Raw genomic sequence first — 21,638 nt, 5'->3', positions numbered from 1 at the left:
TAGCGCGCCCGCTCGGACCAGGGGGCACCCGGCACTCGCCGGGTGCCCCCTGTCGTCGTATGACATCTGTCATCCGGCAGTCAGGACCGCCGACACTGCCGGGCCGCCCGCCCGCGCGGCCACCCTTGAGCACATGACGACGACAGCGTTGAACACGACGACCGAGGTGGTCGGATTCGACCGGGTGAGCAAGAGCTACGGGAGCGTACGGGCCGTCGACGGGCTGACGCTCGCGCTGCACCCGGGGGAGACCGTGGCCCTGCTGGGCCCGAACGGGGCCGGCAAGTCGACCACGCTCGATCTGCTGCTCGGCCTCAAGCAGCCCGACAGCGGCACGGTGCGGATCTTCGGCACCGGCCCGCGCGAGGCCATCGTCGCCGGGAGGGTGGGCGCCATGCTCCAGAGCGGCGGGCTGATGGACGAGGTCACCGTCGCCGAACTGGTCCGGCTCGCCTGCGATCTGCATCCCAGGCCGTACAAGGTCTCCGACGTGCTGGCCCGCGCGGGCGTTACGAAGATCGCCGACCGCAAGGTCGACAAGCTCTCCGGCGGACAGGCCCAGCGCGTGCGCTTCGCCATGGCGACCGCGGGCGACAGCGACCTGATCGTCCTGGACGAGCCGACGACCGGCATGGACGTCACCACCCGCCACGCCTTCTGGGCCACCATGCGCGAGCAGGCCGACCAGGGCCGGACCATCCTGTTCGCCACGCACTACCTGGAGGAGGCCGACGCCATGGCCGACCGTGTGCTCGTGCTGCACCGGGGCCGGCTGCTGGCGGACGGCACGGCGGCCGAGATCAAGGCGAAGGCGGGGGCGCGACGCGTCTCCTTCGACCTGCACGACACGGACATCGACGAGAGCGCGCTGCGGGCCCTGCCCTTCCTGACGTACCTCACGGTGTCCAACAGCGGCTCCGCCGCGGGCCCCGGCCACACCGTCCGCATCCGGTCCGCCGACGCCGACGCCACCGTCCACGCCCTCTACGGCCTGGGCCTGTACCCCCGCAACCTCGAAGTCGCCGGGCTCGGCCTCGAGCAGGCGTTCGTCGCCATCACGGAGGCAGCCGAGGAGGCCCGCACGTCATGCTGAATGCATTCGCTTCACGCGGCCTGATCAAGCTCGAACTCGCCCGCGCCCTGCGCAACCGGAAGTTCCTGTTCTTCTCCGTGCTGTACCCGTCGCTGCTGTTCCTGCTCATCGCGGGCAGCGCCGACAGCACCACGAAGATCGACGGGACGGGCCTGACCCTGCCGACCTACATGATGGTGTCCATGGCCTCCTTCGGCGCCCTCACCGCCGTCCTGATGGGCAACAGCGAGCGCATCGCCAAGGAGCGGGAGGGCGGCTGGGTACGGCAGTTGCGTCTGACGACACTGCCCGGGCACGGCTACGTCCTCGCGAAGACGGCGGCGTCCGCGGTGGTCAGCCTGCCGTCGATCGTGATCGTCTTCGTCGTCGCGGCGGCCGTGAAGGACGTACGCCTGGACGCCTGGCAGTGGCTCGCGCTCACCGGCGCGATCTGGGCCGGCAGCCTCGTCTTCGCCGCGCTCGGCGTCGCCCTCGGCTACCTGGCGAGCGGGGACGCGGTCCGCCCGATCACGATGATCACCTACTTCGGACTCTCCATCCTCGGCGGCCTGTGGATGCCGACCACGTCGTTCCCGGACTGGCTCCAGGACATCGCCGAGTGGGTGCCCACACACGCGTACGCTGCCCTCGGGCAGGCGATCGAACAGAGCCGGGCGCCGCACGCGAAGGACCTCGCCGTCCTCGTCGTCTCCTTCGCCCTGTTCACGGGCGGTGCGGCCTGGCTGTACCGGAAGGACACGTTGAAGGCGTGAGCGGCACCGGCGTCGGCATCGGGCAGCGCCCGGAGAATCGCAAGCAACGGCTCGTCAAGCTCCTGTGGACCGGCATCTGGCTGGTGTACCTGAGCGCACCGGCCAACGACCTGCTGCACGGCGGCCACAGCACCGGCGTGCGGATCCTCGGCTGGATCGGCCTCGCGGCGTTCGTCACCTGGTACATGCTGCTGCTCTTCCGCACCGGCCGCGGCGAACGCAACAGCGTCGTCCTCGCCTCCCTCGGCGTCCTCGCCGCCCAGTCCACGGTCCTGGCCCTCACCCTGGGCCGCGAGTGGCTGGTGCTGTTCGTGTACGTCTCGATCGCGTCCGGCGCGGCCCTCCCGCTGCGCATGGCCCGCTGGACGATCCCGGGCGCGTCCGCGCTGATGACCGTGATCGCGTTCGCGACACCGGGCGGCAAGGCGTTCCTGGCCGGACTGCTGATCCCGGCCCTGCTGGGCGGCTTCGCCATGACCGGCGTACGCGAACTCGTCCGCACCACGATCGCGCTGCGCGCGGCCCGCGCCACGGTCGCCCAGCTGGCCGCCAACGAGGAACGCCTGCGCCTGGCACGCGACCTGCACGATCTGCTCGGCCACTCCCTGTCCCTGATCACCATCAAGAGCGAGCTCGCGGGCCGCATGCTCCCCGGCCGGCCCGACAAGGCGGCCCAGCAGGTCGCCGACATCGAACAGGTCAGCCGCCAGGCCCTGGTCGACGTCCGCGAGGCCGTCTCGGGCTACCGCCGGCCGCGCCTGGCCGCCGAACTGGCGGGCGCCGGAGTCGCTCTGACGGCCGCCGAGGTGACGGCCGAGCTCCCCGCCGAGCCGGACCTCAGCGGCGTCCCCGAGGACAGCGAGACGGCCCTGGCCTGGGCGCTGCGCGAGGCGGTCACCAACGTCGTACGGCACAGCGGCGCCCGGCGCTGCACGGTCGAGCTCCTGCGCCGCCAGACCCTCGACGGCCTCGTCCTGGAACTGTCCGTCGAGGACGACGGCTCCGGCGACGAGAGCGGCGGACCCGGCCACGGTCTGACGGGCCTCACGGAACGCCTCACCAAGGCCGGCGGCACCCTGGAGGCGGGCGGCGGCCGGAACGGCTTCCGCCTCACCGCACGCGTCCCGGTGACGGCTTCGGCGCACGTAGGATCCGCGACATGAGCCCCACGATCAAGGTCCTCCTCGCCGAGGACCAGTCGATGGTCCGCGAGGCCCTGGCCGCCCTGCTCGGTCTGGAGGACGACATCGAGGTCGTCGTCCAGGTGGCCCGCGGAGACGAGGTCCTGGCGGCGGCCCGCGAGCACGCCGTGGACGTGGCGCTCCTGGACATCGAGATGCCCGGCGCGACGGGCATAGAGGCGGCGGCACTCCTGCACGAGGGGCTGCCGTCCGTGAAGCTGGTCGTCCTCACGACCTTCGGCCGCCCCGGCTACCTGCGCAGCGCGATGGAGTCGGGCGCCGACGCCTTCCTGGTCAAGGACGCCCCCGCGGCCCAACTCGCCGAAGCGGTACGCAAGGTGCTGGCGGGGGAGCGGGTCATCGACCCCACCCTGGCGGCAGCGGCTCTCGCGGAGGGCGCCAACCCCCTGACCGACCGCGAACGGGAGGTCCTGCGAGCGGCCGAGGACGGCTCCACCAACGCCGAACTCGCAGCGGCCCTGCACCTCTCCCAGGGCACGGTCCGCAACTACCTGTCCACGGCGATCCAGAAACTCGCGGTACGGAACAGGGCGGAGGCGGTGCGGATCGCGAGGGAGAAGGGCTGGCTGTAGAACGCGGCCCGGCGGCAGCGCCGCCAGGGGCGCGGGGCTGTGTCGACTTGCGGCTCCGCCGCGTGGGCGCGACCAGCCACGACGGACCCGCACCCGCACCGCACGACAACAGCACCCGCACGACAACAGCACCCCTACGGCGAGAAGGCGACCCTAGTTCAACATCGCCCGAGCGGCCCGAGCCTCCCCCCGCACCCGCTCCGCCGCCCCCTCGTCCACCTCACAGATCAACTCCGCGTACTCCTCCAACTCCACGGCCCCCGCGACGAAGTCCCCCCGCTGGACGAGCAACTGCGCCCGCTCGAACCGCAACCGCGCCGGATGCGACGGCAGCGCCAGGGACAACTCCAGCGCCCACAGGGCGACATCCGTGCGCTCGGGCCGGGCCGCCGCCCACGCCCGTACGTTGTTCAGGATCCGCAGCACCACCTCCAGCGGATCGGCCGGCGTCAGCATCGACGGCTGCAACGGCGCCCCCGTGGCCCCCGCCACCAGCAGATCCGCGTCGCCGCCCGTCAGCACCCGCCCCCCGTCGAAGGGATCGGCGAGCACCTGATCGTCGGCGGGCCCGAACCCCACCACGAAATGACCGGGCAGAGCGACCCCGTACACGGGCGCCCCCGCCCGCCGGGCCACCTCCAGCCACACCACCGACAGCAGGATCGGCAGCCCGCGCCGCCGCCGCAGCACCTCGTGCAGCAACGACGACTCCAGCCGCTGGTAGTCCGCCGCGCAGCCGCGGAACCCGTACCGCTCCCCGAGCAGCTCCCGCAGCGCGACGGCCCACGCCCGCGGCCCGCCGGGCCGGTACGGCAGCTGCCCGGCGAGTTCGTCCAGCGTCACCTGTGCAAAGTCCATCCCGGCCTCGTCCAGCCCGCCGTCGGCCTCCGCTCCCACCAGCAGACACAGCGTGGACAGATCAGGCCGCTCGGACCGCGCCTCTTCGGCGAACCGCCGCCGCAGCTCTGCGGAACGTTCGGGGGTCGGGGGGTACAGGGGAGGCATAGCTGGCTCGTGCCCTTTCACGGCGATCGGTACCGCTGCTCACACTGATCGATAGTGGTGGTACGCGTGATGCGCGGCGAACCCCATGCCGGCGTAGAGCCCCCGCGCGCCCGCGTTGTCGGCCTCGACCTGGAGCCACGCCGCAGAGGCGCCCTCCTCCAGGGCCCGCCGGGCCAGCGCGGCCATCACCCGGGTGGCCAGCCCCCGCCGCCGCAGCGCCGGATCCACCTCCACGGCGGCGAAACCGGCCCACCGCCCGTCCACGACACACCGCCCGATGGCGGCGGGCGCACCACCGCCCTCGCCCGGGACCGTCGCGAACCACACCGAAGCACCGCTGCCCAGCACCTTCAGGGCCACCTCGCTCACCCCCTTGCGCTGATACCGCGTAAGCCAAGCGTCGTCCGCCTCGCGGGACAGCACCACTCCGGCGCCCTCGTCCCGGTCCGCGACCGGCGCCAACGCCCCGATCCACAGCTCCGCGGTGACCTCCCGGGTCCACCCCAGCCGCTCCAGCTCCGCGCACAGCAGCTCCTGCGTGCCCTCGGCCCCGGTCGCGGTCTGGACGTACGCGGGGAGCCCACGGTCGCCGTACCAGCGCCGTACGGCGTCCAGCGCGGCCGGCAGTGGGAGGCCGGGGTCGCCGAGCGGCAGGGCCGAGTTGGCGCGGCGGGTGAACCCGGCGGCGGCACGCAGCTCCCACTCGCCGAGCCGCTCGCTCTCCACGGGCCGCCACGCGCGTGCCGAGACGCGGGCGAGTTCCTCGTAGGAGGCGGCGGGGCCGCGCCGACGCGCCGGGGCGGGCGGCACCACCTTGCCCGCGACCAGTGACGCTTCCGGAATGTGGACGGTCTCGCCACTCTTCCGTGTGATCAGCAGCACACCGTTGTCCCATGATGCGAGAACACCCACCGTGTCGGTGAACTTCTCACCCTCGGTCGCAGGATCGTGTCGGCGGCGTACGGAGACCCGTTTGCCCACGTCAGCAGCGGTGATACGGACCTCAAGGCGCCCCTTCGCAGATATTTCCACAGGTCACTTCACCCCTCCTGTTCGGATCATGCCCAAGAACGGAGATACTAGGGGCGGGCATCGACGACGCCGCGCTCCCGCGCGCCAGGCGGCGGAGCCTGAAGAGGCCCGCCAGCGCCCTATCGAGGAGGAACGACAGCGTGACCTACGTCATCGCGCAGCCTTGTGTCGACGTCAAGGACAAGGCGTGCATCGAGGAGTGCCCGGTCGACTGCATCTACGAGGGCTCCCGGTCCTTGTACATCCACCCGGACGAATGCGTCGACTGCGGAGCCTGTGAGCCGGTGTGCCCGGTCGAGGCGATCTTCTACGAGGACGACACTCCGGAGGAGTGGAAGGACTACTACAAGGCGAACGTCGAGTTCTTCGACGAGCTCGGCTCCCCCGGCGGCGCCAGCAAGCTGGGCCTGATCGAGCGGGACCACCCCTTCATCGCCGCGCTGCCGCCGCAGGCCGAGTAATCCCCACGGCGACCCGCACAGCGTGCCGCCTCGGTCCCGTACGGCCTGATCGCCTTGATCACCGTACGGGACCGAGGCGTTGCCGTATCCGGCCGTACCGGTGACACCGGCAGTACCGGCAGTACCGGCAGTACCAGAAAGTGAGCCAGATCCCGTGTCCGCAGTCTCCGACCGCCTTCCGACCTTTCCCTGGGACAAGCTGGAGCCGTACAAGAAGACGGCCGCCGCGCATCCGGACGGGATCGTGGACCTCTCCGTCGGCACGCCGGTCGACCCGGTGCCCGAGCTGATCCAGAAGGCCCTGATCGACGCTGCGGACTCTCCGGGCTATCCGACGGTCTGGGGCACCCCGGCGCTGCGTGACGCCATCACGGGCTGGGTGGAGCGCCGCCTGGGCGCCCGTGGGGTCACCCACCGGCACGTCCTGCCGATCGTCGGCTCCAAGGAACTGGTCGCCTGGCTCCCCACCCAGCTGGGCCTCGGCCCCGGCGACCGGGTGGCGTACCCGCGGCTGGCCTACCCGACGTACGAGGTGGGCGCCCGTCTCGCCCGCGCCGGGTACGAGGTGTACGACGACCCGACCGAGCTGGACCCGCGCGGACTGAAGCTGCTCTGGCTGAACTCGCCGTCCAACCCCACCGGCAAGGTCCTCTCCGAGCAGGAGCTGACCCGGATCGTCGCCTGGGCCCGTGAGCACGGTGTCCTGCTCTTCTCCGACGAGTGCTACCTGGAGCTGGGCTGGGAGGCCGACCCGGTCTCGGTCCTGCACCCGGACGTCAACGGCGGCTCCTACGACGGCATCGTCGCGGTGCACTCCCTGTCGAAGCGCTCGAACCTGGCGGGCTACCGCGCGGCGTTCCTGGCCGGCGACCCGGCGGTCCTCGGCCCGCTCCTGGAGATCCGCAAGCACGGCGGCATGATGACGTCGGCCCCGACCCAGGCGGCCGTCGTCGCGGCCCTCGGCGACGACGAGCACGTCCGCGTCCAGCGCGACCGCTACGCCGCCCGCCGCACGGCCCTGCGGCAGGCGCTTCAGGTCCACGGCTTCCGCATCGAGCACAGCGAGGCCAGCCTCTACCTCTGGGCCACCCGCGACGAGTCGTGCTGGGCCACCGTCGCCCACCTGGCCGACCTCGGCATCCTGGTGGCCCCCGGCGACTTCTACGGCGAGGCCGGCGCCCGGTACGTACGCGTGGCGTTCACGGCGACGGACGAACGGGTGGAGGCGGCGGTACGCCGCCTGGCGTGACCGCACAGCCGGCGGCGCCGGGCGCGACGCGGAGAGGCCCGGCCCCCTGCCGACGCAAGGACGCAAAAGCCGACGGGGCCCAGGGAACTCCCTGAACCCCGTCGGCTCAAGCCGGGCGCAGTCGATCGTCAGCCGACCGGAAGGCCCTGCACCGGCAGCGAGCCGGCGGCCGGCAGGCCACCCTGCGTGGCCGACCCCGCCGCTTCGCCGAGGACGGCACCGACCGACCCGGCCACGCCACCCGCGGTCTGCTGCGCGGCCGCGGCACGCTCCTTGGCGGCCTTGCCGCCGGTCTTCGTCACCTTGCCACCGGCCTTGGTCGCGGCCGGGACCGCCTTCTTCGCGGCCTTGCCGCTGCTCTTGGTCACCTTGTCGCCGGTCTTGGCCGCGGCCGGGAGCGCCTTGTCGACCGCGGTGTCGACGGCTCCGCTCGCGAGCCCGGCGGCGTTCTGGGTCGCGCCGTCGACGACAGTCGTGCCGTCCAGGGCGGTGAGCCCGCCGACCTCGGGGGCCTTGGCGAGTTCGGGGGCCGCGCTGGCGGAGCCGGCCGCACCGACCCCGGCAGCCGCTCCCGCAGCGACGAGCAGCGCGGCACGGGCGATCCGGCGGGTCAGGGGGAGGGACATGATGCTCCTTCGACGGGTCTGTCGGATGAGAACGATGAAGTGTCCGGCCTTGCCCGGCAGTTGAGCCGACTGGACTGCGGCGACTGACGGTGGACCGACTGGCTGTTGATCTCCGGGCTCGGACGCAGTGACTACCGCTCGAAGCCCGCGAAGGTTGCGGCGCGCCAATGTAAAGAGTTGGCAATGCGTCGCATTATCGCCTGCGGATAAAAACGGGCAAAGCGTGCCCCGTCCGAAAGCCCGGGGAATCCTTACAGCCCTTTGTTCTCAAGGCTTCTGACGGATTGCGAAGGAGCGGCGCGAAAACCTGCCCACACTGTCGCCACCCGACACCTCGGCCAACCCGTGGGAGTGATTCGTCGAACCTCCGCGCGTACTACGGAGCAGTGACGATCCGGACCTCGCCCGCACCGCTCCCGGCCTCCGCGGCACCCGGCCCGGTGATCGCGCGCCACTGGCTGTCGGTGTTCCCGGCGGTCCACTGCCGTCCGGCGTACGACACCCGCTTGATGTGCAGATCCGAGGCGTTGGCCACGGCCCAGTGCGCCAGCTGCCAGCCACGTTCGCGTGCGCCGCGCCCGGCACCGGAGCCCTCGTCGGCCGGCACCGGCAGCACAACGGTCCGCTCGTCCTTCTTGATCACGGACGGCGTCGGCGAGGGCGTCGCCTTCTCACCGCTCACCTCGGCCGCGGCCGGCTGGAGCGCGTCTCGCCCGTAGTCCCGCAGCAGCGCGTCCCGTACCGAGTCCGCACCCGACGCCAGGGTGGCTCCCGGACGGCCTTCGCAGGTCAGCGTGGCAGCCGAACGGCCGGTGAGGGCGGCGGCCAGCAGCGTCGCGTCCGGCTCGTGCTTGGCGTACGCCTCCGGGAAGCCGCTGCGCTGGACGCGCTGGGCGGCGACGGTGAGCGGCAGCCGCGTGTAGTCGGGGACCTTGACCAGGTGCTCGTAGAACTCGCCCGCCGAGTAGACGGGGTCGAGGATCTCCTCCTCGGTGCCCCAGCCCATCGACGGCCGCTGCTGGAACAGGCCCAGCGAGTCGCGGTCGCCATGGCCGATGTTGCGCAGGCCCGACTCCTGGAGCGCGGTGGCCAGCGCGATCGTGACGGCCCGCTCGGGCAGCCCGCGGCCGGTGCCGACGGCGGCGATCGTCGCCGCGTTCACCGCCTGCTCGGGCGTGAACTCGTAACCGGCGCCGTCGCCCTTGCCCGACACGACGTCGCAGCCCGGTGTCCCCGTGCCCCCGGTGACGTACTGCACCGCGAGGTAGCCCGCCACGGCGAGCAGAACCATGAAGGCCGCTCCGCGACGGAGGAGACGGCCACGACGTTTGCGAGTGGGTGACAGCTCTGGCACGTCGTACAAGGTAGCTGAGGTTACTGAGGGGTACCGGCGCAGTGGGAAATCGGTGGGAAAAGTGAGGCGACGGCACGGCGCGTTAGGGTCGGCACCATGGCCGACACCTCCCTTGACCTCACGCTGGACGCCGCGAAGCTCACCGCGCAGCTCGTCGACTTCCCCTCCGTCAGCGGCACGGAGAAGCCCCTCGCCGACGCCGTCGAGGCCGCCTTGCGCGCCCTGCCGCACCTGACGGTCGAGCGGTACGGCAACAACGTCCTGGCGCGCACGCACCTGGGCCGGTCGGAGCGCGTGATCCTCGCCGGTCACATCGACACCGTGCCGATCGCGGACAACGTCCCCTCGCGCCTCGACGAGGACGGCGTGCTGTGGGGCTGCGGCACCTGCGACATGAAGTCCGGCGTCGCCGTCCAGCTCCGTATCGCCGAGACGGTGGTGGCCCCGAACCGCGACCTGACCTTCGTCTTCTACGACAACGAAGAGGTGACGGCCGAGCTCAACGGCCTCAAGCACATCGCCGAGAACCGCCCGGAGTGGCTGGAGGGCGACTTCGCGGTGCTGCTGGAGCCGTCGGACGGCGAGGTCGAGGGCGGCTGCCAGGGCACGCTCAGGGTCCTGCTCAGGACCAAGGGCGAGCGCGCCCACTCCGCGCGCGGCTGGATGGGCTCGAACGCGATCCACGCGGCCTCGCCGATCCTGGCGCGCCTCGCCGCGTACGAGCCGCGGTACCCGGTGATCGACGGCCTGGAGTACCGGGAGGGCCTGAACGCGGTCGGCATCTCGGGCGGCGTGGCGGGCAACGTCATTCCCGACGAGTGCGTCGTGACCGTCAACTTCCGCTACGCCCCGGACCGCACGGAGGAGGAGGCCGTCGCCCACGTCCGCGAGGTCTTCGCCGACTGCGGCGTCGAGGAGTTCGTGGTGGACGACCACAGCGGTGGCGCGCTGCCGGGGCTGTCCCACCCGGCGGCAGCGGCGTTCATGAAGGCGGTCGGAGGCACCGCGCGGCCCAAGTACGGCTGGACGGACGTCTCCCGCTTCTCCTCCCTCGGCATCCCTGCGGTGAACTACGGCCCCGGCAATCCGCACTTGGCGCACAAGCGGGACGAACGGGTGGAAACCGCGAAGATCCTGGCGGGTGAGGAGCGGCTGAGGGCGTGGCTCACGGCGTAGCCCGCACGCGTGGTGCGGGCGTGGGCCCGGGGATCGCCGGGGCGGCGCTGTACGGCGGACACGCCCGCGTCCCCCGTCCGTAACCCGCGTGGATCTACGCTGAGGTGGAAAGACCTGGCAAGCGGAGGGAGCGCTATATGGCTACCGGCAACCCCGAGGGCAAGAAGCAGCCACCGGAGGAGCAGCGCCTGGGACCGGTCCTGAGGCGGCGCGACCAGGTGACCGCGAGCACCACGGACCAGCGGCTGCTGGACGCGGGGGGCCCGTCGGACTGGGTCCACACCGACCCCTGGCGCGTCCTGCGCATCCAGTCGGAGTTCATCGAGGGCTTCGGCACCCTCGCCGAACTCCCGCCCGCCATCAGCGTCTTCGGCTCGGCGCGCACGGCCGTCGACTCGCCCGAGTACGACGCCGGCGTGCGCCTCGGCCGCGGTCTGGTCGAGGCCGGCTGGGCCGTGATCACGGGCGGTGGACCCGGCGCCATGGAGGCGGCCAACAAGGGCGCGCTGGAGGCCAAGGGCATCTCGGTCGGCCTCGGCATCGAGCTCCCCTTCGAGCAGGGGCTCAACCCCTACGTCGACATCGGCCTGAACTTCCGGTACTTCTTCGTCCGCAAGATGATGTTCGTCAAGTACGCCCAGGGCTTCGTGGTCCTGCCCGGCGGCCTCGGCACCCTCGACGAACTCTTCGAGGCACTCACCCTCGTCCAGACCCAGAAGGTCACCCGATTCCCGATCGTGCTGTTCGGCAGCGCCTACTGGGGCGGCCTGGTCGACTGGCTCAAGAACACACTGATCGCCCAGGGCAAGGCGTCGGAGAAGGACCTGCTCCTGTTCCACGTCACGGACGACGTGGACGAGGCGGTCGCACTGGTGTCGAAGGAGGCCGCGCGCTAGCTGTACTCGGCCCGCCGGGCGTGCGTGTTCTTTCAGCCCGTCCGGCGTTTGAGGACGAGGCCGTTCAGGCCAATGCGGGGGTCTGGGGTGCGCAGCTCCCGGGGACGGGACGGGCAGGGGCGGCGGGGGCGCAAAGGCGTTACGCCAGCCCCCGCCGGGCCACCGCCGGCGGCCGGTGTCCCGCGATCGACGCCACCATGTCCAGGACCTGCCGGGTCTCCGCCACCTCATGGACCCGGTACACCTGCGCGCCGATCCACGCCGACACCGCGGTCGTCGCCAGCGTCCCGACCACCCGCTCCTTGACGGGCTTGTCCAGGGTCTCGCCGACGAAGTCCTTGTTGGACAGGGAGACCAGCACCGGCCAGCCCGTCTCCACCATCTCCCCGAGCCGCCGGGTCGCCTCCAGGCTGTGCCGGGTGTTCTTCCCGAAGTCGTGCCCGGGATCGATCATGATCGACTCCCGCGGCACCCCCAGCGCCAGCGCCCGCTCGGCCAGTCCCACGGTCACCCGCAGGACGTCGGCCATGATGTCGTCGTACGTCACCCGGTGCGGCCGCGTCCGGGGCTCCGCGCCCCCGGCGTGCGTGCAGACCAGCCCCACGCCGTAGCGCGCGGCCACCTCAGCGAGGCCGGGGTCCACGCCGCCCCACGCGTCGTTCAGTACGTCGGCGCCGGCCTCGCAGACCGCGGCGCCCACCTCGGCCCGCCAGGTGTCCACGCTGATCACGACGTCAGGGAAGTGCCGCCGCACCTCGGCCACGAACCCGACCGTGCGCCGTGCCTCCTCCTCGGCGGTCACCTCTTCGCCCGGCCCGGCCTTGACCCCGCCGATGTCGATGATGGCGGCCCCCTCGGCGACCGCCTGCTCCACGCGCGCGAGGGCCGGCTCGTCGCGGAACGTCGCCCCCTGGTCGTAGAAGGAGTCCGGGGTCCGGTTCACGATCGCCATGATCACCGGCTCGTGCGCGTCGAACTCACGCCTGCCCAGCCTGAGCATCCCCTGTGACCTCTCCCTGAGTGTCCTGGTACGTCCTGGCCTTTCGGCCGCCTGCGACCCTAACTGTCAGAGTCGCATGGCACGATCGGACCCTGACACACTCGACCGCACGCATTCACCGGACCGTGGGGGCCACAGCGATGCTTATGTTCCTGTTCCTGGTCGTCGCGCTGGCCGTCGTGGTCGCCGCGGTGACCCTCGCCGTGGTGGGCGGTGGCGAGGGCGGCGGCCCGCTGCCGGAGGCCGCGCCCGAGCGCCTCCAGGACCCGCTGCCCCCGGACCGCCCGGTCGCTCGCGCCGACATCGACAGCCTGCGCTTCCCGCTCTCCGCCCGCGGCTACCGCATGGCCGACGTCGACGACGCCCTCAGCCGCCTCGGCGCCGAGCTCGCCGAGCGCGACGCCCGCATCGCCGACCTGGAGTCCGCCCTGGCCGGCGCCCGGACCTCGCCCGGCCACGTCTCCATGGACAAGCCCGCCCCGGAGGACCAGCAGTGAGCGACGGTACGGCGGTGGCGGGCCCGGACGGCGCCCTGCGCTGCCCCTGGGCCCTGTCCACCCCGGACTACGTGACCTACCACGACGAGGAGTGGGGCCGCCCGGTCCACGGCGACGACGCCCTCTTCGAACGCCTCAGCCTGGAGGCCTTCCAGTCGGGGCTTTCCTGGATCACGATCCTGCGCCGGCGTGAGGGCTTCCGCGCCGCCTTCGCGGGCTTCGAGATCGCCAAGGTCGCGACCTTCACGGACGCCGACAAGGACCGCCTCCTCGCGGATGCCGGCATCATCCGCAACCGGGCGAAGGTCGAGGCGACCATGGCCAACGCACGCGCGCTGGCCGAGTGGACCCCCGGCGACCTGGACGACCTGATCTGGTCCCACGCCCCCGACCCGGCCGCCCGCCCGGCCCCGAAGACCCTGGCGGACGTCCCGGCGGTCACCCCGGAGTCGACGGTCCTGTCGAAGGCGTTGAAGAAGCGGGGCCTGCGCTTCGTGGGACCGACGACCGCGTACGCCCTGATGCAGGCGTGCGGCCTGGTCGACGATCACTTGCAGGCTTGCGTCGCCAGGAGCGCCGCGTAAGGGGCGCGGGGCTGCGTCGACATGCGGCTCCGCCGCGTGGGCGCGAGCAACCACGACGAACCCGCAGCCCCCGACGGCGCTACCGTCCCGGGCTCATCGGCCCAGGTACTTCGGCTTCTCCTTGTTGACGAAGGCCTGCACCGCGATCGCATGGTCCTCGGAAGACCCGGCCCGCGTCTGCAGCTCGTCCTCCTTCTCCAAGGTCTCCTCCAGCGAGTGCGACAGCCCGAAGGCCACGGCCTCCTTGATCGCGCCGTACGCCACCGTCGGCCCCTCGGCCAGCGCCCGCGCCGCCTTCTCGGCCTCCGCGCGCAGCTCACCCGCGGGCACCAGCCGGTTCACGATGCCCAGCTCGAAGGCCTCCTGCGCCTTGATGTTCCGCGGGAAGAGCAGCAGGTCGGCGGCGCGGCCCGGGCCGACCACGCGCGGCAGCGTCCACGAGATGCCGGAGTCCGCGGTCAGCGCCACCCCGGCGAACGACGTGTTGAACGCGGCCGTGTCGGCCACGACCCGGTAGTCCGCGGCCAGCGCGAACCCGAAGCCCGCCCCCGCCGCGACCCCGTTCACCCCGGCCACCACCGGCTTCGGCATCCCGGCAAGCGCCCGCACGATCGGGTTGTAGTGCTCCCGGACAGTGCTCATGGTGTGCCCCGACCCGGTCTCCCGGTCGGAGATCAGCAGCCCGATGTGCTCCTTGAGGTCCTGTCCCACGCAGAACGCCCGCTCCCCGGCCGCGGTCAGCAGCACGGCCCGTACGGCGTCGTCGCCCGCCGCGGCCTGCACCGCCTCCCGCAGGGCGACCTTGGCCGCGACGTTCAGCGCGTTCATCGCCTCGGGGCGGTTCAGCGTGATCGTCGCGAGTCCGTCGCTCACCTCGTAGAGCACGGTGTCGGCCATGGCGTATCCCCTCCGCTGTCGCGGTTCGGTCGTACCGGTCGGTACGCGAATGTCTGAGGACAGCATGGCGGAGATCGCGGACGACGGCTCTGACCGGACGTGTGACCTGCGTCAAAGAATTTGTGTCCGGTTCCGTGCGGCCGAAGTGCGTGCGGTGGCGCAGTATCGCAGTCACATCGCCGAATTGAGTGGTTTTGCTCGCGTGCGTTGCCCAAGCGATGCCGACTGATGTTGGTCATCGGGTCCTGAGATGCGGGATAATGGCTTGGAAGCAATGTGTTCGATGCCGGTGTCGCGTGTCTGTGCCAGACGCGCGTGCCCTCCATGGGGCCGTCGGCTTTGACGATGAGCTGGTTTCAGGAAGGGGAACGAGCATGGCGGCCATGAAGCCGCGGACGGGCGATGGCCCGCTCGAGGTGACCAAGGAGGGGCGGGGCATCGTCATGCGCGTTCCGCTCGAAGGCGGCGGTCGGCTCGTCGTCGAGCTGACCCCTGACGAGGCCGACGCGCTCGGCGACGCCCTCAAGAAGGTCGTCGGCTGACGCGGCAGCGACCCTACCCTTTCGGCGGCCCCGGCATCGCACATGGTGCCGGGGTCGCTGCGTCCGCGGAGCCGGCCGATCCGCGGAGTCAGGCGCTCAGCGCTTGACCGCGCACAGCAGCCCGTCACCCACCGGCAGCAACGAGGGCACCAGGTCCTGGCTCTCGCGCACCGCGCGCAGCAGCTCCCGGATGCGTATGACCTCGGTGGGCTGGGGGCCCGAGTCGACCGTTCGGCCGTTGGTGAAGACGCCCTCGAAGACGACCAGGCCACCCGGACGCAGCAGGCGCAACGATTCAGCGAGATAGTCGAGGAACTCCAGCCGGTCGCCGTCGCAGAAGACGAGGTCGTACCCGGCGTCCGCGAGACGCGGCAGGACGTCCAGGGCGCGGCCCGGGATGAAACGGGCGCGGTTGCTGGCGAAACCGGAGGCGCGGAAGGCCTGGCGGGCGGACTGCTGGTGCTCCGGCTCGGGGTCGACGGTGGTCAGGACGCCGTCGGGGCGCATGCCGTGCAGGAGGTGGATCCCGGAGACACCGGTACCGGTGCCGATCTCCGCGACCGCCTTGGCGTCCACGGTGGCGGCGAGCATCCGCAGCGCGGCGCCCGTGCCGGGCGACACCGAGCGCAGCCCCGCGTCACGGGCCCGGTCCCGGGCCCAGCGCAGGACGTCGTCCTCGGCGACGTAGGCGTCGGCGAACGCCCAGCTCGTCTGCCGGTTGCCGGTAATGGCCCTCTCCTGTCCCCGTGGTTGCCTGGGCGTGACTGTATCCGTTGCGGCCGGGAACCCGCAGATGGGACCGCGCGTTTAGAGGGGTGGGAAGACGAGCGGGGGGACACAGTTGGATCACGACGACGAGCGAGGCCGTCAGCAGGCGCCGACACGGGCGCACCAGCCGTCCCGGCCCAGATCAAATTCTCGTAAAACCGCTTATCCGGAGCTAACGGGCGAGGTGGCTATGGTAGGGGCTCCACTGGACACCACCAGAGCCGACAGGGGAGGTGCGGCTGCGCCTGTGGATCGGGGAGGAGTGCTGCGGCGCTTCCTCGGATCGGCGGGCAGGCCGAAATCCGTGAACGACACCGCTGACCACAGTCACGCCGGCGACTTCGCCCAGACCGCGACCTTCTCCACCGACGCGGACGGGCAGGCGTGGACTCCGCCCACCTGGGAGGAGATCGTCAGCACGCACAGCGGCCGCGTCTACCGACTGGCGTACCGCCTGACCGGCAACCAGCACGACGCCGAGGATCTCACCCAGGAGGTCTTCGTCCGTGTCTTCCGGTCCCTGTCGACATACACGCCGGGCACCTTCGAGGGCTGGCTGCACCGCATCACCACCAACCTCTTCCTGGACATGGTCCGCCGCAAGCAGCGCATCCGCTTCGACGCGCTCGGGGAGGACGCGGCCGAGCGGCTGCCCAGCAAGGAGCCCACGCCGCAGCAGGTCTTCAACGACGCCCACTTCGACGCGGACGTCCAGCAGGCCCTGGACACCCTCGCGCCCGAGTTCCGGGCCGCCGTCGTCCTGTGCGACATCGAAGGACTCTCGTACGAGGAGATCGCCGCGACTCTCGGCGTCAAGCTCGGCACCGTCCGCTCCCGTATCCACCGGGGCCGCTCGCAGCTGCGCAAGGCCCTCGCCCACCGCTCGCCGGAGGCGCGCGCCGAGCGCCGCTCCTTCGTGCCGCGTGTGGCCGCGCTGGGGGGAGGGGGCGCGACCGCGTGAGTGGCTCCCGACCCAATCCGGCCGAACGACTCCTGGCCGAGCAGCACCTAGGCGACCGACTCTCCGCCCTGGTCGACGGAGAGCTCGGTCATGAGACGCGCGAGCGGGTTCTCGCCCATGTGGCGACCTGCGCCAAGTGCAAGTCCGAGGTCGACGCGCAGCGCCGGCTGAAGAACGTGTTCGCGGAGGCGGCCCCGCCGCCTCCCTCCGAGAGTTTCCTGGCCCGCCTCCAGGGCCTCCCCGGGGGAGGTGACCTCGACGGCGGCGGCTCGCCGCTGGGCGGGGGTGGATTCGGCGGACTGTCCGGCCGGCCCGGTGCCTCCGGGGCCTTCGGCGTGAAGCGCGGCGAGGGCTTCGAGTTCGGATACGTCCCCGCGGGCTCGCACGCCCCGGCGCTCCCCGCCTCCGACCGCGGCTTCCGCACCCATCCCGTGGGCCGTCCCGACACCGATCGCTCCGCGTCCTCGCGCATGCGGTTCGCGTTCGTCGCGGCGGGCGCGGTGTCGCTGGCCGCCATCGCGCTGGGCGGCGTCACGACCAGCGCGCCGACCGACGCGGAGGCCCGCAGCGGCTCCGGCGGCAGCAATGTGACACCGGCGCGGACGCAGGGCACCGGTGCCGCGACCGCGCCCGAGAACCAGCGGCGCCGTGGGGCAGGCCCCCTGCTCGCCCAGGGACAGGGCCAGCGCAACCTCGACACCCCGGCCGCCTCGACCGAGGTGTCGGCCCCGCTGCTGCCCGGGATGCCGGCCCACGGTGCCGACCAGGACATGCACACCCTGACGGCACCCGTGATGGCCGGCGCGGCCGCCATGTCCCCGCTGATACGCCCGCTGGGTGAGACCCCGCCGCTCACCCTGACCGCCTGGTCCTCGGACACCGGGATCACCACGACCCCGGGTCTGCTCGCCGCACCCGTCCCCGACGCCACGTCGTCCCCCTCCGCCTCCTCGGCCACCAACCGCTGACCGGCCTCTGCGCAGCGGCCCACGAACCTGATTGAATCCGGGTGTGGGCCGCGCGCCGTGCCCTGCGGGCCGGGCGCGGAGCAGAGGCACCGCGGTCGCCGTTGTCGCCGCGTGCGGGGTGGGGGAGGTCACACGAAGTCGCCGGTTTCCCGAGGGAGGCCGAGCGCGACAGCGCAGTGTCGAGTAGGCGGTCAGAGCGCCGGGACATCTCCCGGTGGCGGCCTGCGGAGGAACCAGGGATCGCGACAGGGCGGGGTTCTTCTCAAGGCCCGCTTCCTACTCGAGCATCGGTCGGCAGCGAGCAGGAAGCAGAACATGAACGAGGGGAAGCCCGCGAAGGCGAAGTGGTGGAACCGCCCCCGACCGCAGGGGGCCTCGGGCCGGGCGGACGGGGCGACACCCACGCCGGACGAGACGATGCCGGCGACGGCACCTGGGGACACGCGGGACCGGGACGGCGACTTCGAGCTGCGGCCCGCTGCCGCGGGTGCGGGTGACGCCGCCTCGACCGACGGCCACTTCGAGCTGCGACCCGCTGCTGCAGGTGCCGGTGATGTGGCCTCCGCCGAGGGCGACTTCGAGCTGGCGCGGCCGGCGGTGAGCGGGGCCGGGGACGGCAGGGCCTCGGCCGACGGTGACTTCGAGCTGCGGCCCGCTGCCGAGGGTGCCGGTGATGTGGCCTCCGCCGAGGGCGACTTCGAGCTGGCGCGGCCGGCCGAGGTGCCCCCGCCGGCAGCCGTCGAGGAGCCCGCCGACCGGCCGACCGCTCCCGCAGCGCCCGTCGCGGAGCACCCCAAGCCCCTCCACGACCCCGACCCCTACAGCACCCCGCCCTACGGCGAGCCCGGTCCCTGGGCACCCGCACCGCCGGTCCAGCACCCGGCGACGACACCGGCCCACGGGACGGCCGTATCGACACCGTCGCCGCCCGCCCACGGCACGCAGGCCGGACCGGTGACGCCCACCGCAGCGCGGCCTCCGACGCCCACCGCAGCGCTGCCCCCGACGCCCACCGCAGCGCGGCCCCCGACGGCCGTCGCTCCCGTCCCCGCTGCCGCCGTTCCGACCCAGGAGACGCCCGCGGCGGCGCCTGCCATTCCGGCCCAGGCTGCGCCTCCGGCGACGGCTCACACGGCACCCCAGCCCCCCGCCGTCCCCACGCATCCCTCACCCCACCCCCCAATTCCAGCCACTCTTGATCAACCCGCCCCCACCGCCACCTCCGCCCGCGCCGACACCTCACCCCCCGCCAACCCCTGGCAGAACTACGACCCCTGGGCCCTCGCGGCGCTCCCGGCCTCGCCCCTCCAGCAGAACGGGGCCGCCGTCGCCGGCAAGGAACAGCGGCGCAAGCGGGCCAGGAAGATGTTGTTCGTCGGGGCGTTGGTGCTGGCGCTCGTGTCCGGTGGCGTCGGCGGGGTCGTGGGGGCGTATCTGGAGCGCAACGGCGGCATGGGCGGCATCGAGTTGCCGCAGGCCGGGGCCGAGCCCGTCGGACGGGCACCGGACAGCGTCGCCGGGATCGCGGCCCGCGCACTGCCCAGTGTCGTGACCCTCCACGTGAGCGGACGCGAGGCGCAGGGCACCGGCACCGGCTTCGTGCTCGACGACCGCGGGCACATCCTCACCAACAACCACGTCGTCGAACCCGCGGGCGACGACGGCGAGATATCCGTGACCTTCCACAGCGGCGACACCGCCAAGGCCACCGTCGTCGGCCGCGACGGCGGCTACGACCTCGCCGTCGTCGAAGTCAAGGGCGTCAGCGGCCTGGAGCCCCTGCCGCTCGGCAACTCCGACAACGTCCGGGTCGGCGACCCGGTCGTCGCCATCGGTGCCCCGTTCGACCTGGCGGGTACCGTCACCTCCGGCATCATCAGCGCCAAGGAACGGCCGATCACGGCCGGCGGCGAGAGCGGCGACGGAAGCGACGTGTCGTACGTGGACGCGCTGCAGACCGACGCGCCCATCAACCCCGGCAACTCCGGCGGCCCCCTCCTCGACGCCCGGGCCCGGGTCGTCGGCATCAACTCCGCGATCCGTTCCGCCGGCACCGGATCCGATCTCGACGGCGCCCAGGCCGGCTCCATCGGCCTCGGCTTCGCCATCCCGGTGAACCAGGCCAAGCGCGTCGCCGAGGAGCTGATCAACACCGGCCGTGCCACGCACCCGGTCATCGGCGTGACCCTCGACATGGACTACGCGGGCGACGGCGCCCGCGTGGGCACCAAGGGCAGCGACGGCGGCTCCGCGGTCACCGGCGGCGGTCCCGGCGACAAGGCAGGCATCGAGCCGGGCGATGTCATCACCGAGGTCGACGGGCAGCGTGTGCACTCCGGCCAGGAACTCATCGTCAAGACCCGTGCCCACCGCCCCGGCGACCGCCTGAAGCTGACCCTGAAGCGTGACGGCAAGGAGGTCACGATCTCCCTGACGCTGGGCTCGTCGAGCGGGGGCTGAGCGGGGACCGAAGTCACAGAAACCTCTCAGCGTGAGCCGTGTCACCGCCCCACCGGAGCCCTGACAAGGCGAACAACCCGGAAAACCGCACGCCCACACGCATTCGGAGGCCTCGGGACAGTACCGGTCGTAGCGGATCGCCGGGTACCGTGGAGCCGACCGAGGACATCGCAAGGAGCTTCAGGTGTTCAATGACATAGGACCGCTCGAGCTGGTGACACTCGTCGTCCTCGCTGTGCTCGTCTTCGGTCCGGACAAGCTCCCGAAACTGATCCAGGACGTCACGCGGACGATCCGTAAGATCCGCGAGTTCTCGGAGAGCGCCAAGGACGACATCCGGGAGGAACTCGGACCGGAGTTCAAGGACTTCGAGTTCGAGGACCTCAACCCCAAGACGTTCATCCGCAAGCAGCTGGACAACGACGAACTGGGGCTCAAGGAGATCCGCAACGGCTTCGACCTCAAGAAGGAGATGGCCGAGGTCACCGACGCCGTGCACGGCCGTGAGACGGAGTCGTCGTCCGGCTCCTCCGGCGGCAGCATCGACATGACGAAGAAGCCCGAGAACCCGCGCGACGAGCGCCCGCCCTACGACGCGGACGCCACCTGAGCCGTACGAACACGGGAGCGGTCGGCACCCGTACGTGACGCTTCTCATACTCCGCCCGGGTCGCACACGGCCTGATCCCGCCCTCCGTGCGCCCTACGCGCCGGGCGCGTTCCGTGCTGCTCGAAGCGGTGTGGCTATGCTGCCGAGTTGTTGTGCGGACCGGACGAGTACGCCCGAAGGGGGGCGGGCCGGGCTGGTCCGGCCAGAGCGAGGAGGCGTCCGGGCACATGGAGACGACGAGTCAGACGACTAGTCGCGCAGTCGCGCAGGAACCGGCCGCGGAGAGCGGACAGCACGTCCCCTCTGCCCGGCGCACGGTCGACGGCTATCTGCTGGCGCCCTTCCCGTGGTACGGCCTCGATGAGGCCTTCACGGGGCCGCGCTGGCTGATGCAGGTCGGAACGGCGGCCGACGGGGCCGTGGAACACGGGTCGATCGGGCACGGGGACGAGCCCTCCGTGCGCAACGAGGCGACGGAGGACCGGGAGAAGTTCGCGGTCGTGGTGACCGTCGCCGCCAATCCGTCCCGGCGCAGCGCCGACGGTACGGGGCTGCTGGAGGCCACCTCGGTGTCCTCGGCGGCGTGGCTCGCGGGCGTCGGACTGCTGACGTTCACCTGGCCGGGGCAGATGGACCACACGCTGCGGGACGACTGGCTGGAGCAGCAGACGGAGACGGCGTGGGCGCTGGCCGACGATCTCGCCGGGCCGGCGTGGTCGACGCTGTCCCTGCCGGTCGACGGGGTGCCGACGCCGTTCCACTACCGAGAGTCCGAGTTCGGCTGGGTGCTGGCCGGGTCCACTCAGGCGGGGGTGCACGTGGGGGCGTACGGGCGGGGGATGAGCGCGTACGGTCTTGGCTTCGCCGTGATCAAGGACATCAGCGCGTACGCCTAGCCGGCGGGGCCGGGCCGGAACAGGGGGGCGCCGTTGG

At 72.0% G+C, this 21,638-nt stretch carries 23 protein-coding genes; 16 read left to right on the top strand and 7 right to left on the bottom strand.

Annotation, left to right across the window (positions count from 1 at the left end):
• Nucleotides 1-133 precede the first annotated feature (133 nt).
• The 4 genes from AC3ETA_RS44930 to AC3ETA_RS44915 are packed head-to-tail and all read left to right on the top strand — an operon-like array spanning nucleotide 134 to nucleotide 3,619.
• Complete coding sequence (locus AC3ETA_RS44930) at nucleotides 134-1,093, top strand: ABC transporter ATP-binding protein (protein ID WP_432198659.1); 960 nt, start codon at nucleotides 134-136, stop codon at nucleotides 1,091-1,093.
• Nucleotides 1,087-1,845, top strand: coding sequence for an ABC transporter permease (locus AC3ETA_RS44925; RefSeq protein ID WP_432198658.1), 759 nt, complete (start codon nucleotides 1,087-1,089; stop codon nucleotides 1,843-1,845). Before AC3ETA_RS44930 ends, AC3ETA_RS44925 begins: the two co-directional genes overlap by 7 nt.
• Nucleotides 1,842-3,008 carry a sensor histidine kinase gene (locus AC3ETA_RS44920; RefSeq protein ID WP_432198657.1) on the top strand — a complete coding sequence of 389 codons (1,167 nt, stop codon included), beginning with the start codon at nucleotides 1,842-1,844 and terminating at the stop codon, nucleotides 3,006-3,008. The genes AC3ETA_RS44925 and AC3ETA_RS44920 overlap by 4 nt, the downstream gene beginning before the upstream one ends.
• A complete protein-coding gene (locus AC3ETA_RS44915) occupies nucleotides 3,005-3,619 on the top strand; it encodes a response regulator transcription factor (protein ID WP_432198656.1) in 615 nt (204 codons plus the stop codon). The genes AC3ETA_RS44920 and AC3ETA_RS44915 overlap by 4 nt, the downstream gene beginning before the upstream one ends.
• Before the next feature lie 153 nt (nucleotides 3,620-3,772).
• Here AC3ETA_RS44915 and AC3ETA_RS44910 read toward each other — a convergent pair whose 3' ends face one another.
• Nucleotides 3,773-4,624, bottom strand: a complete 852-nt coding sequence (locus AC3ETA_RS44910; RefSeq protein WP_432198655.1) for a transglutaminase family protein — start codon at nucleotides 4,622-4,624, stop codon at nucleotides 3,773-3,775.
• Nucleotides 4,625-4,663: 39 nt separating this feature from the next.
• On the bottom strand, nucleotides 4,664-5,656 hold the full coding sequence (locus tag AC3ETA_RS44905) for a GNAT family N-acetyltransferase (RefSeq protein ID WP_432198654.1): 993 nt from the start codon (nucleotides 5,654-5,656) through the stop codon (nucleotides 4,664-4,666).
• Nucleotides 5,657-5,796: 140 nt separating this feature from the next.
• On the opposite strand from AC3ETA_RS44905, the gene fdxA reads away from it, so the two are divergent.
• Nucleotides 5,797-6,117 (top strand): ferredoxin, encoded by a 321-nt coding sequence (fdxA, locus tag AC3ETA_RS44900; RefSeq protein WP_030961637.1) that lies wholly within the window; start codon nucleotides 5,797-5,799, stop codon nucleotides 6,115-6,117.
• 154 nt (nucleotides 6,118-6,271) lie between these two features.
• Nucleotides 6,272-7,366 carry a bifunctional succinyldiaminopimelate transaminase/glutamate-prephenate aminotransferase gene (locus tag AC3ETA_RS44895; RefSeq protein WP_432198653.1) on the top strand — a complete coding sequence of 365 codons (1,095 nt, stop codon included), beginning with the start codon at nucleotides 6,272-6,274 and terminating at the stop codon, nucleotides 7,364-7,366.
• 128 nt (nucleotides 7,367-7,494) lie between these two features.
• On the opposite strand, the gene AC3ETA_RS44890 is transcribed toward AC3ETA_RS44895, so the two are convergent.
• Nucleotides 7,495-7,992, bottom strand: coding sequence for an ATP-binding protein (locus AC3ETA_RS44890; protein WP_432198652.1), 498 nt, complete (start codon nucleotides 7,990-7,992; stop codon nucleotides 7,495-7,497).
• A 376-nt stretch (nucleotides 7,993-8,368) separates the two neighbouring features.
• Entirely contained in the window at nucleotides 8,369-9,346 is a 978-nt protein-coding gene (locus AC3ETA_RS44885; protein WP_432198651.1) for a VldE C-terminal domain-containing protein, read from the bottom strand.
• A gap of 96 nt (nucleotides 9,347-9,442) precedes the next feature.
• Here AC3ETA_RS44885 and dapE point away from each other — a divergent pair, with 96 nt between their 5' ends.
• Together dapE and AC3ETA_RS44875 are read left to right on the top strand one after the other, a co-directional pair.
• On the top strand, nucleotides 9,443-10,522 hold the full coding sequence (gene dapE, locus AC3ETA_RS44880) for a succinyl-diaminopimelate desuccinylase (protein WP_432198650.1): 1,080 nt from the start codon (nucleotides 9,443-9,445) through the stop codon (nucleotides 10,520-10,522).
• Between the two features lie 137 nt (nucleotides 10,523-10,659).
• The gene (locus tag AC3ETA_RS44875; protein ID WP_432198649.1) at nucleotides 10,660-11,418 is read left to right on the top strand and encodes an LOG family protein; all 759 of its coding nucleotides are present in this window, start codon (nucleotides 10,660-10,662) and stop codon (nucleotides 11,416-11,418) included.
• A gap of 139 nt (nucleotides 11,419-11,557) precedes the next feature.
• On the opposite strand, the gene folP is transcribed toward AC3ETA_RS44875, so the two are convergent.
• A complete protein-coding gene (gene folP, locus AC3ETA_RS44870; RefSeq protein WP_432198648.1) occupies nucleotides 11,558-12,418 on the bottom strand; it encodes a dihydropteroate synthase in 861 nt (286 codons plus the stop codon).
• Between the two features lie 146 nt (nucleotides 12,419-12,564).
• On the opposite strand from folP, the gene AC3ETA_RS44865 reads away from it, so the two are divergent.
• Both AC3ETA_RS44865 and AC3ETA_RS44860 read left to right on the top strand, forming a co-directional pair.
• Nucleotides 12,565-12,915: a DivIVA domain-containing protein gene (locus AC3ETA_RS44865; RefSeq protein ID WP_432198661.1), complete on the top strand. Its 351-nt coding sequence runs from the start codon at nucleotides 12,565-12,567 to the stop codon at nucleotides 12,913-12,915.
• The gene (locus AC3ETA_RS44860; protein WP_432198647.1) at nucleotides 12,912-13,499 is read left to right on the top strand and encodes a DNA-3-methyladenine glycosylase I; all 588 of its coding nucleotides are present in this window, start codon (nucleotides 12,912-12,914) and stop codon (nucleotides 13,497-13,499) included. Before AC3ETA_RS44865 ends, AC3ETA_RS44860 begins: the two co-directional genes overlap by 4 nt.
• Before the next feature lie 93 nt (nucleotides 13,500-13,592).
• Here AC3ETA_RS44860 and chcB read toward each other — a convergent pair whose 3' ends face one another.
• On the bottom strand, nucleotides 13,593-14,396 hold the full coding sequence (gene chcB, locus AC3ETA_RS44855; RefSeq protein WP_432198646.1) for a 2-cyclohexenylcarbonyl CoA isomerase: 804 nt from the start codon (nucleotides 14,394-14,396) through the stop codon (nucleotides 13,593-13,595).
• Between the two features lie 374 nt (nucleotides 14,397-14,770).
• Here chcB and AC3ETA_RS44850 point away from each other — a divergent pair, with 374 nt between their 5' ends.
• Complete coding sequence (locus AC3ETA_RS44850; protein ID WP_003966491.1) at nucleotides 14,771-14,938, top strand: DUF3117 domain-containing protein; 168 nt, start codon at nucleotides 14,771-14,773, stop codon at nucleotides 14,936-14,938.
• A gap of 96 nt (nucleotides 14,939-15,034) precedes the next feature.
• On the opposite strand, the gene AC3ETA_RS44845 is transcribed toward AC3ETA_RS44850, so the two are convergent.
• Nucleotides 15,035-15,733 (bottom strand): O-methyltransferase, encoded by a 699-nt coding sequence (locus AC3ETA_RS44845; RefSeq protein ID WP_432198660.1) that lies wholly within the window; start codon nucleotides 15,731-15,733, stop codon nucleotides 15,035-15,037.
• A 235-nt stretch (nucleotides 15,734-15,968) separates the two neighbouring features.
• Between AC3ETA_RS44845 and sigE the strand changes: the two genes are divergently transcribed.
• The 5 genes from sigE to AC3ETA_RS44820 all read left to right on the top strand — a co-directional run bounded on the left by sigE (nucleotide 15,969) and on the right by AC3ETA_RS44820 (nucleotide 21,601).
• Nucleotides 15,969-16,667 (top strand): RNA polymerase sigma factor SigE, encoded by a 699-nt coding sequence (gene sigE, locus AC3ETA_RS44840; RefSeq protein ID WP_107903137.1) that lies wholly within the window; start codon nucleotides 15,969-15,971, stop codon nucleotides 16,665-16,667.
• The gene (locus tag AC3ETA_RS44835) at nucleotides 16,664-17,635 is read left to right on the top strand and encodes an anti-sigma factor family protein (protein ID WP_432198645.1); all 972 of its coding nucleotides are present in this window, start codon (nucleotides 16,664-16,666) and stop codon (nucleotides 17,633-17,635) included. The genes sigE and AC3ETA_RS44835 overlap by 4 nt, the downstream gene beginning before the upstream one ends.
• A 315-nt stretch (nucleotides 17,636-17,950) precedes the next feature.
• On the top strand, nucleotides 17,951-20,095 hold the full coding sequence (locus AC3ETA_RS44830; protein ID WP_432198644.1) for a S1C family serine protease: 2,145 nt from the start codon (nucleotides 17,951-17,953) through the stop codon (nucleotides 20,093-20,095).
• A gap of 184 nt (nucleotides 20,096-20,279) precedes the next feature.
• Nucleotides 20,280-20,705 carry a sec-independent translocase gene (locus tag AC3ETA_RS44825; RefSeq protein ID WP_432198643.1) on the top strand — a complete coding sequence of 142 codons (426 nt, stop codon included), beginning with the start codon at nucleotides 20,280-20,282 and terminating at the stop codon, nucleotides 20,703-20,705.
• Between the two features lie 227 nt (nucleotides 20,706-20,932).
• Complete coding sequence (locus AC3ETA_RS44820; protein WP_432198642.1) at nucleotides 20,933-21,601, top strand: hypothetical protein; 669 nt, start codon at nucleotides 20,933-20,935, stop codon at nucleotides 21,599-21,601.
• Nucleotides 21,602-21,638: the final 37 nt, after the last annotated feature.

The sequence above is a fragment of the Streptomyces sp. bgisy027 genome, assembly GCF_057710365.1.
This window is presented reverse-complemented; position numbering and strand designations above follow the sequence as displayed.

Excerpts from the sequence above, each read along its gene's own strand:
- AC3ETA_RS44930 (WP_432198659.1), top strand. The coding sequence starts at position 134 with ATGACGACGACAGCGTTGAACACGACGACCGAGGTGGTCGGATTCGAC.
- AC3ETA_RS44925 (WP_432198658.1), top strand. The coding sequence starts at position 1,087 with ATGCTGAATGCATTCGCTTCACGCGGCCTGATCAAGCTCGAACTCGCC.
- AC3ETA_RS44915 (WP_432198656.1), top strand. The coding sequence starts at position 3,005 with ATGAGCCCCACGATCAAGGTCCTCCTCGCCGAGGACCAGTCGATGGTC.
- AC3ETA_RS44910 (WP_432198655.1), bottom strand. The coding sequence starts at position 4,624 with ATGCCTCCCCTGTACCCCCCGACCCCCGAACGTTCCGCAGAGCTGCGG.
- AC3ETA_RS44890 (WP_432198652.1), bottom strand. The coding sequence starts at position 7,992 with ATGTCCCTCCCCCTGACCCGCCGGATCGCCCGTGCCGCGCTGCTCGTC.
- dapE (WP_432198650.1), top strand. The coding sequence starts at position 9,443 with ATGGCCGACACCTCCCTTGACCTCACGCTGGACGCCGCGAAGCTCACC.
- AC3ETA_RS44875 (WP_432198649.1), top strand. The coding sequence starts at position 10,660 with ATGGCTACCGGCAACCCCGAGGGCAAGAAGCAGCCACCGGAGGAGCAG.
- folP (WP_432198648.1), bottom strand. The coding sequence starts at position 12,418 with ATGCTCAGGCTGGGCAGGCGTGAGTTCGACGCGCACGAGCCGGTGATC.
- AC3ETA_RS44865 (WP_432198661.1), top strand. The coding sequence starts at position 12,565 with ATGTTCCTGTTCCTGGTCGTCGCGCTGGCCGTCGTGGTCGCCGCGGTG.
- chcB (WP_432198646.1), bottom strand. The coding sequence starts at position 14,396 with ATGGCCGACACCGTGCTCTACGAGGTGAGCGACGGACTCGCGACGATC.
- AC3ETA_RS44850 (WP_003966491.1), top strand. The coding sequence starts at position 14,771 with ATGGCGGCCATGAAGCCGCGGACGGGCGATGGCCCGCTCGAGGTGACC.
- AC3ETA_RS44830 (WP_432198644.1), top strand. The coding sequence starts at position 17,951 with ATGAACGAGGGGAAGCCCGCGAAGGCGAAGTGGTGGAACCGCCCCCGA.
- AC3ETA_RS44820 (WP_432198642.1), top strand. The coding sequence starts at position 20,933 with ATGGAGACGACGAGTCAGACGACTAGTCGCGCAGTCGCGCAGGAACCG.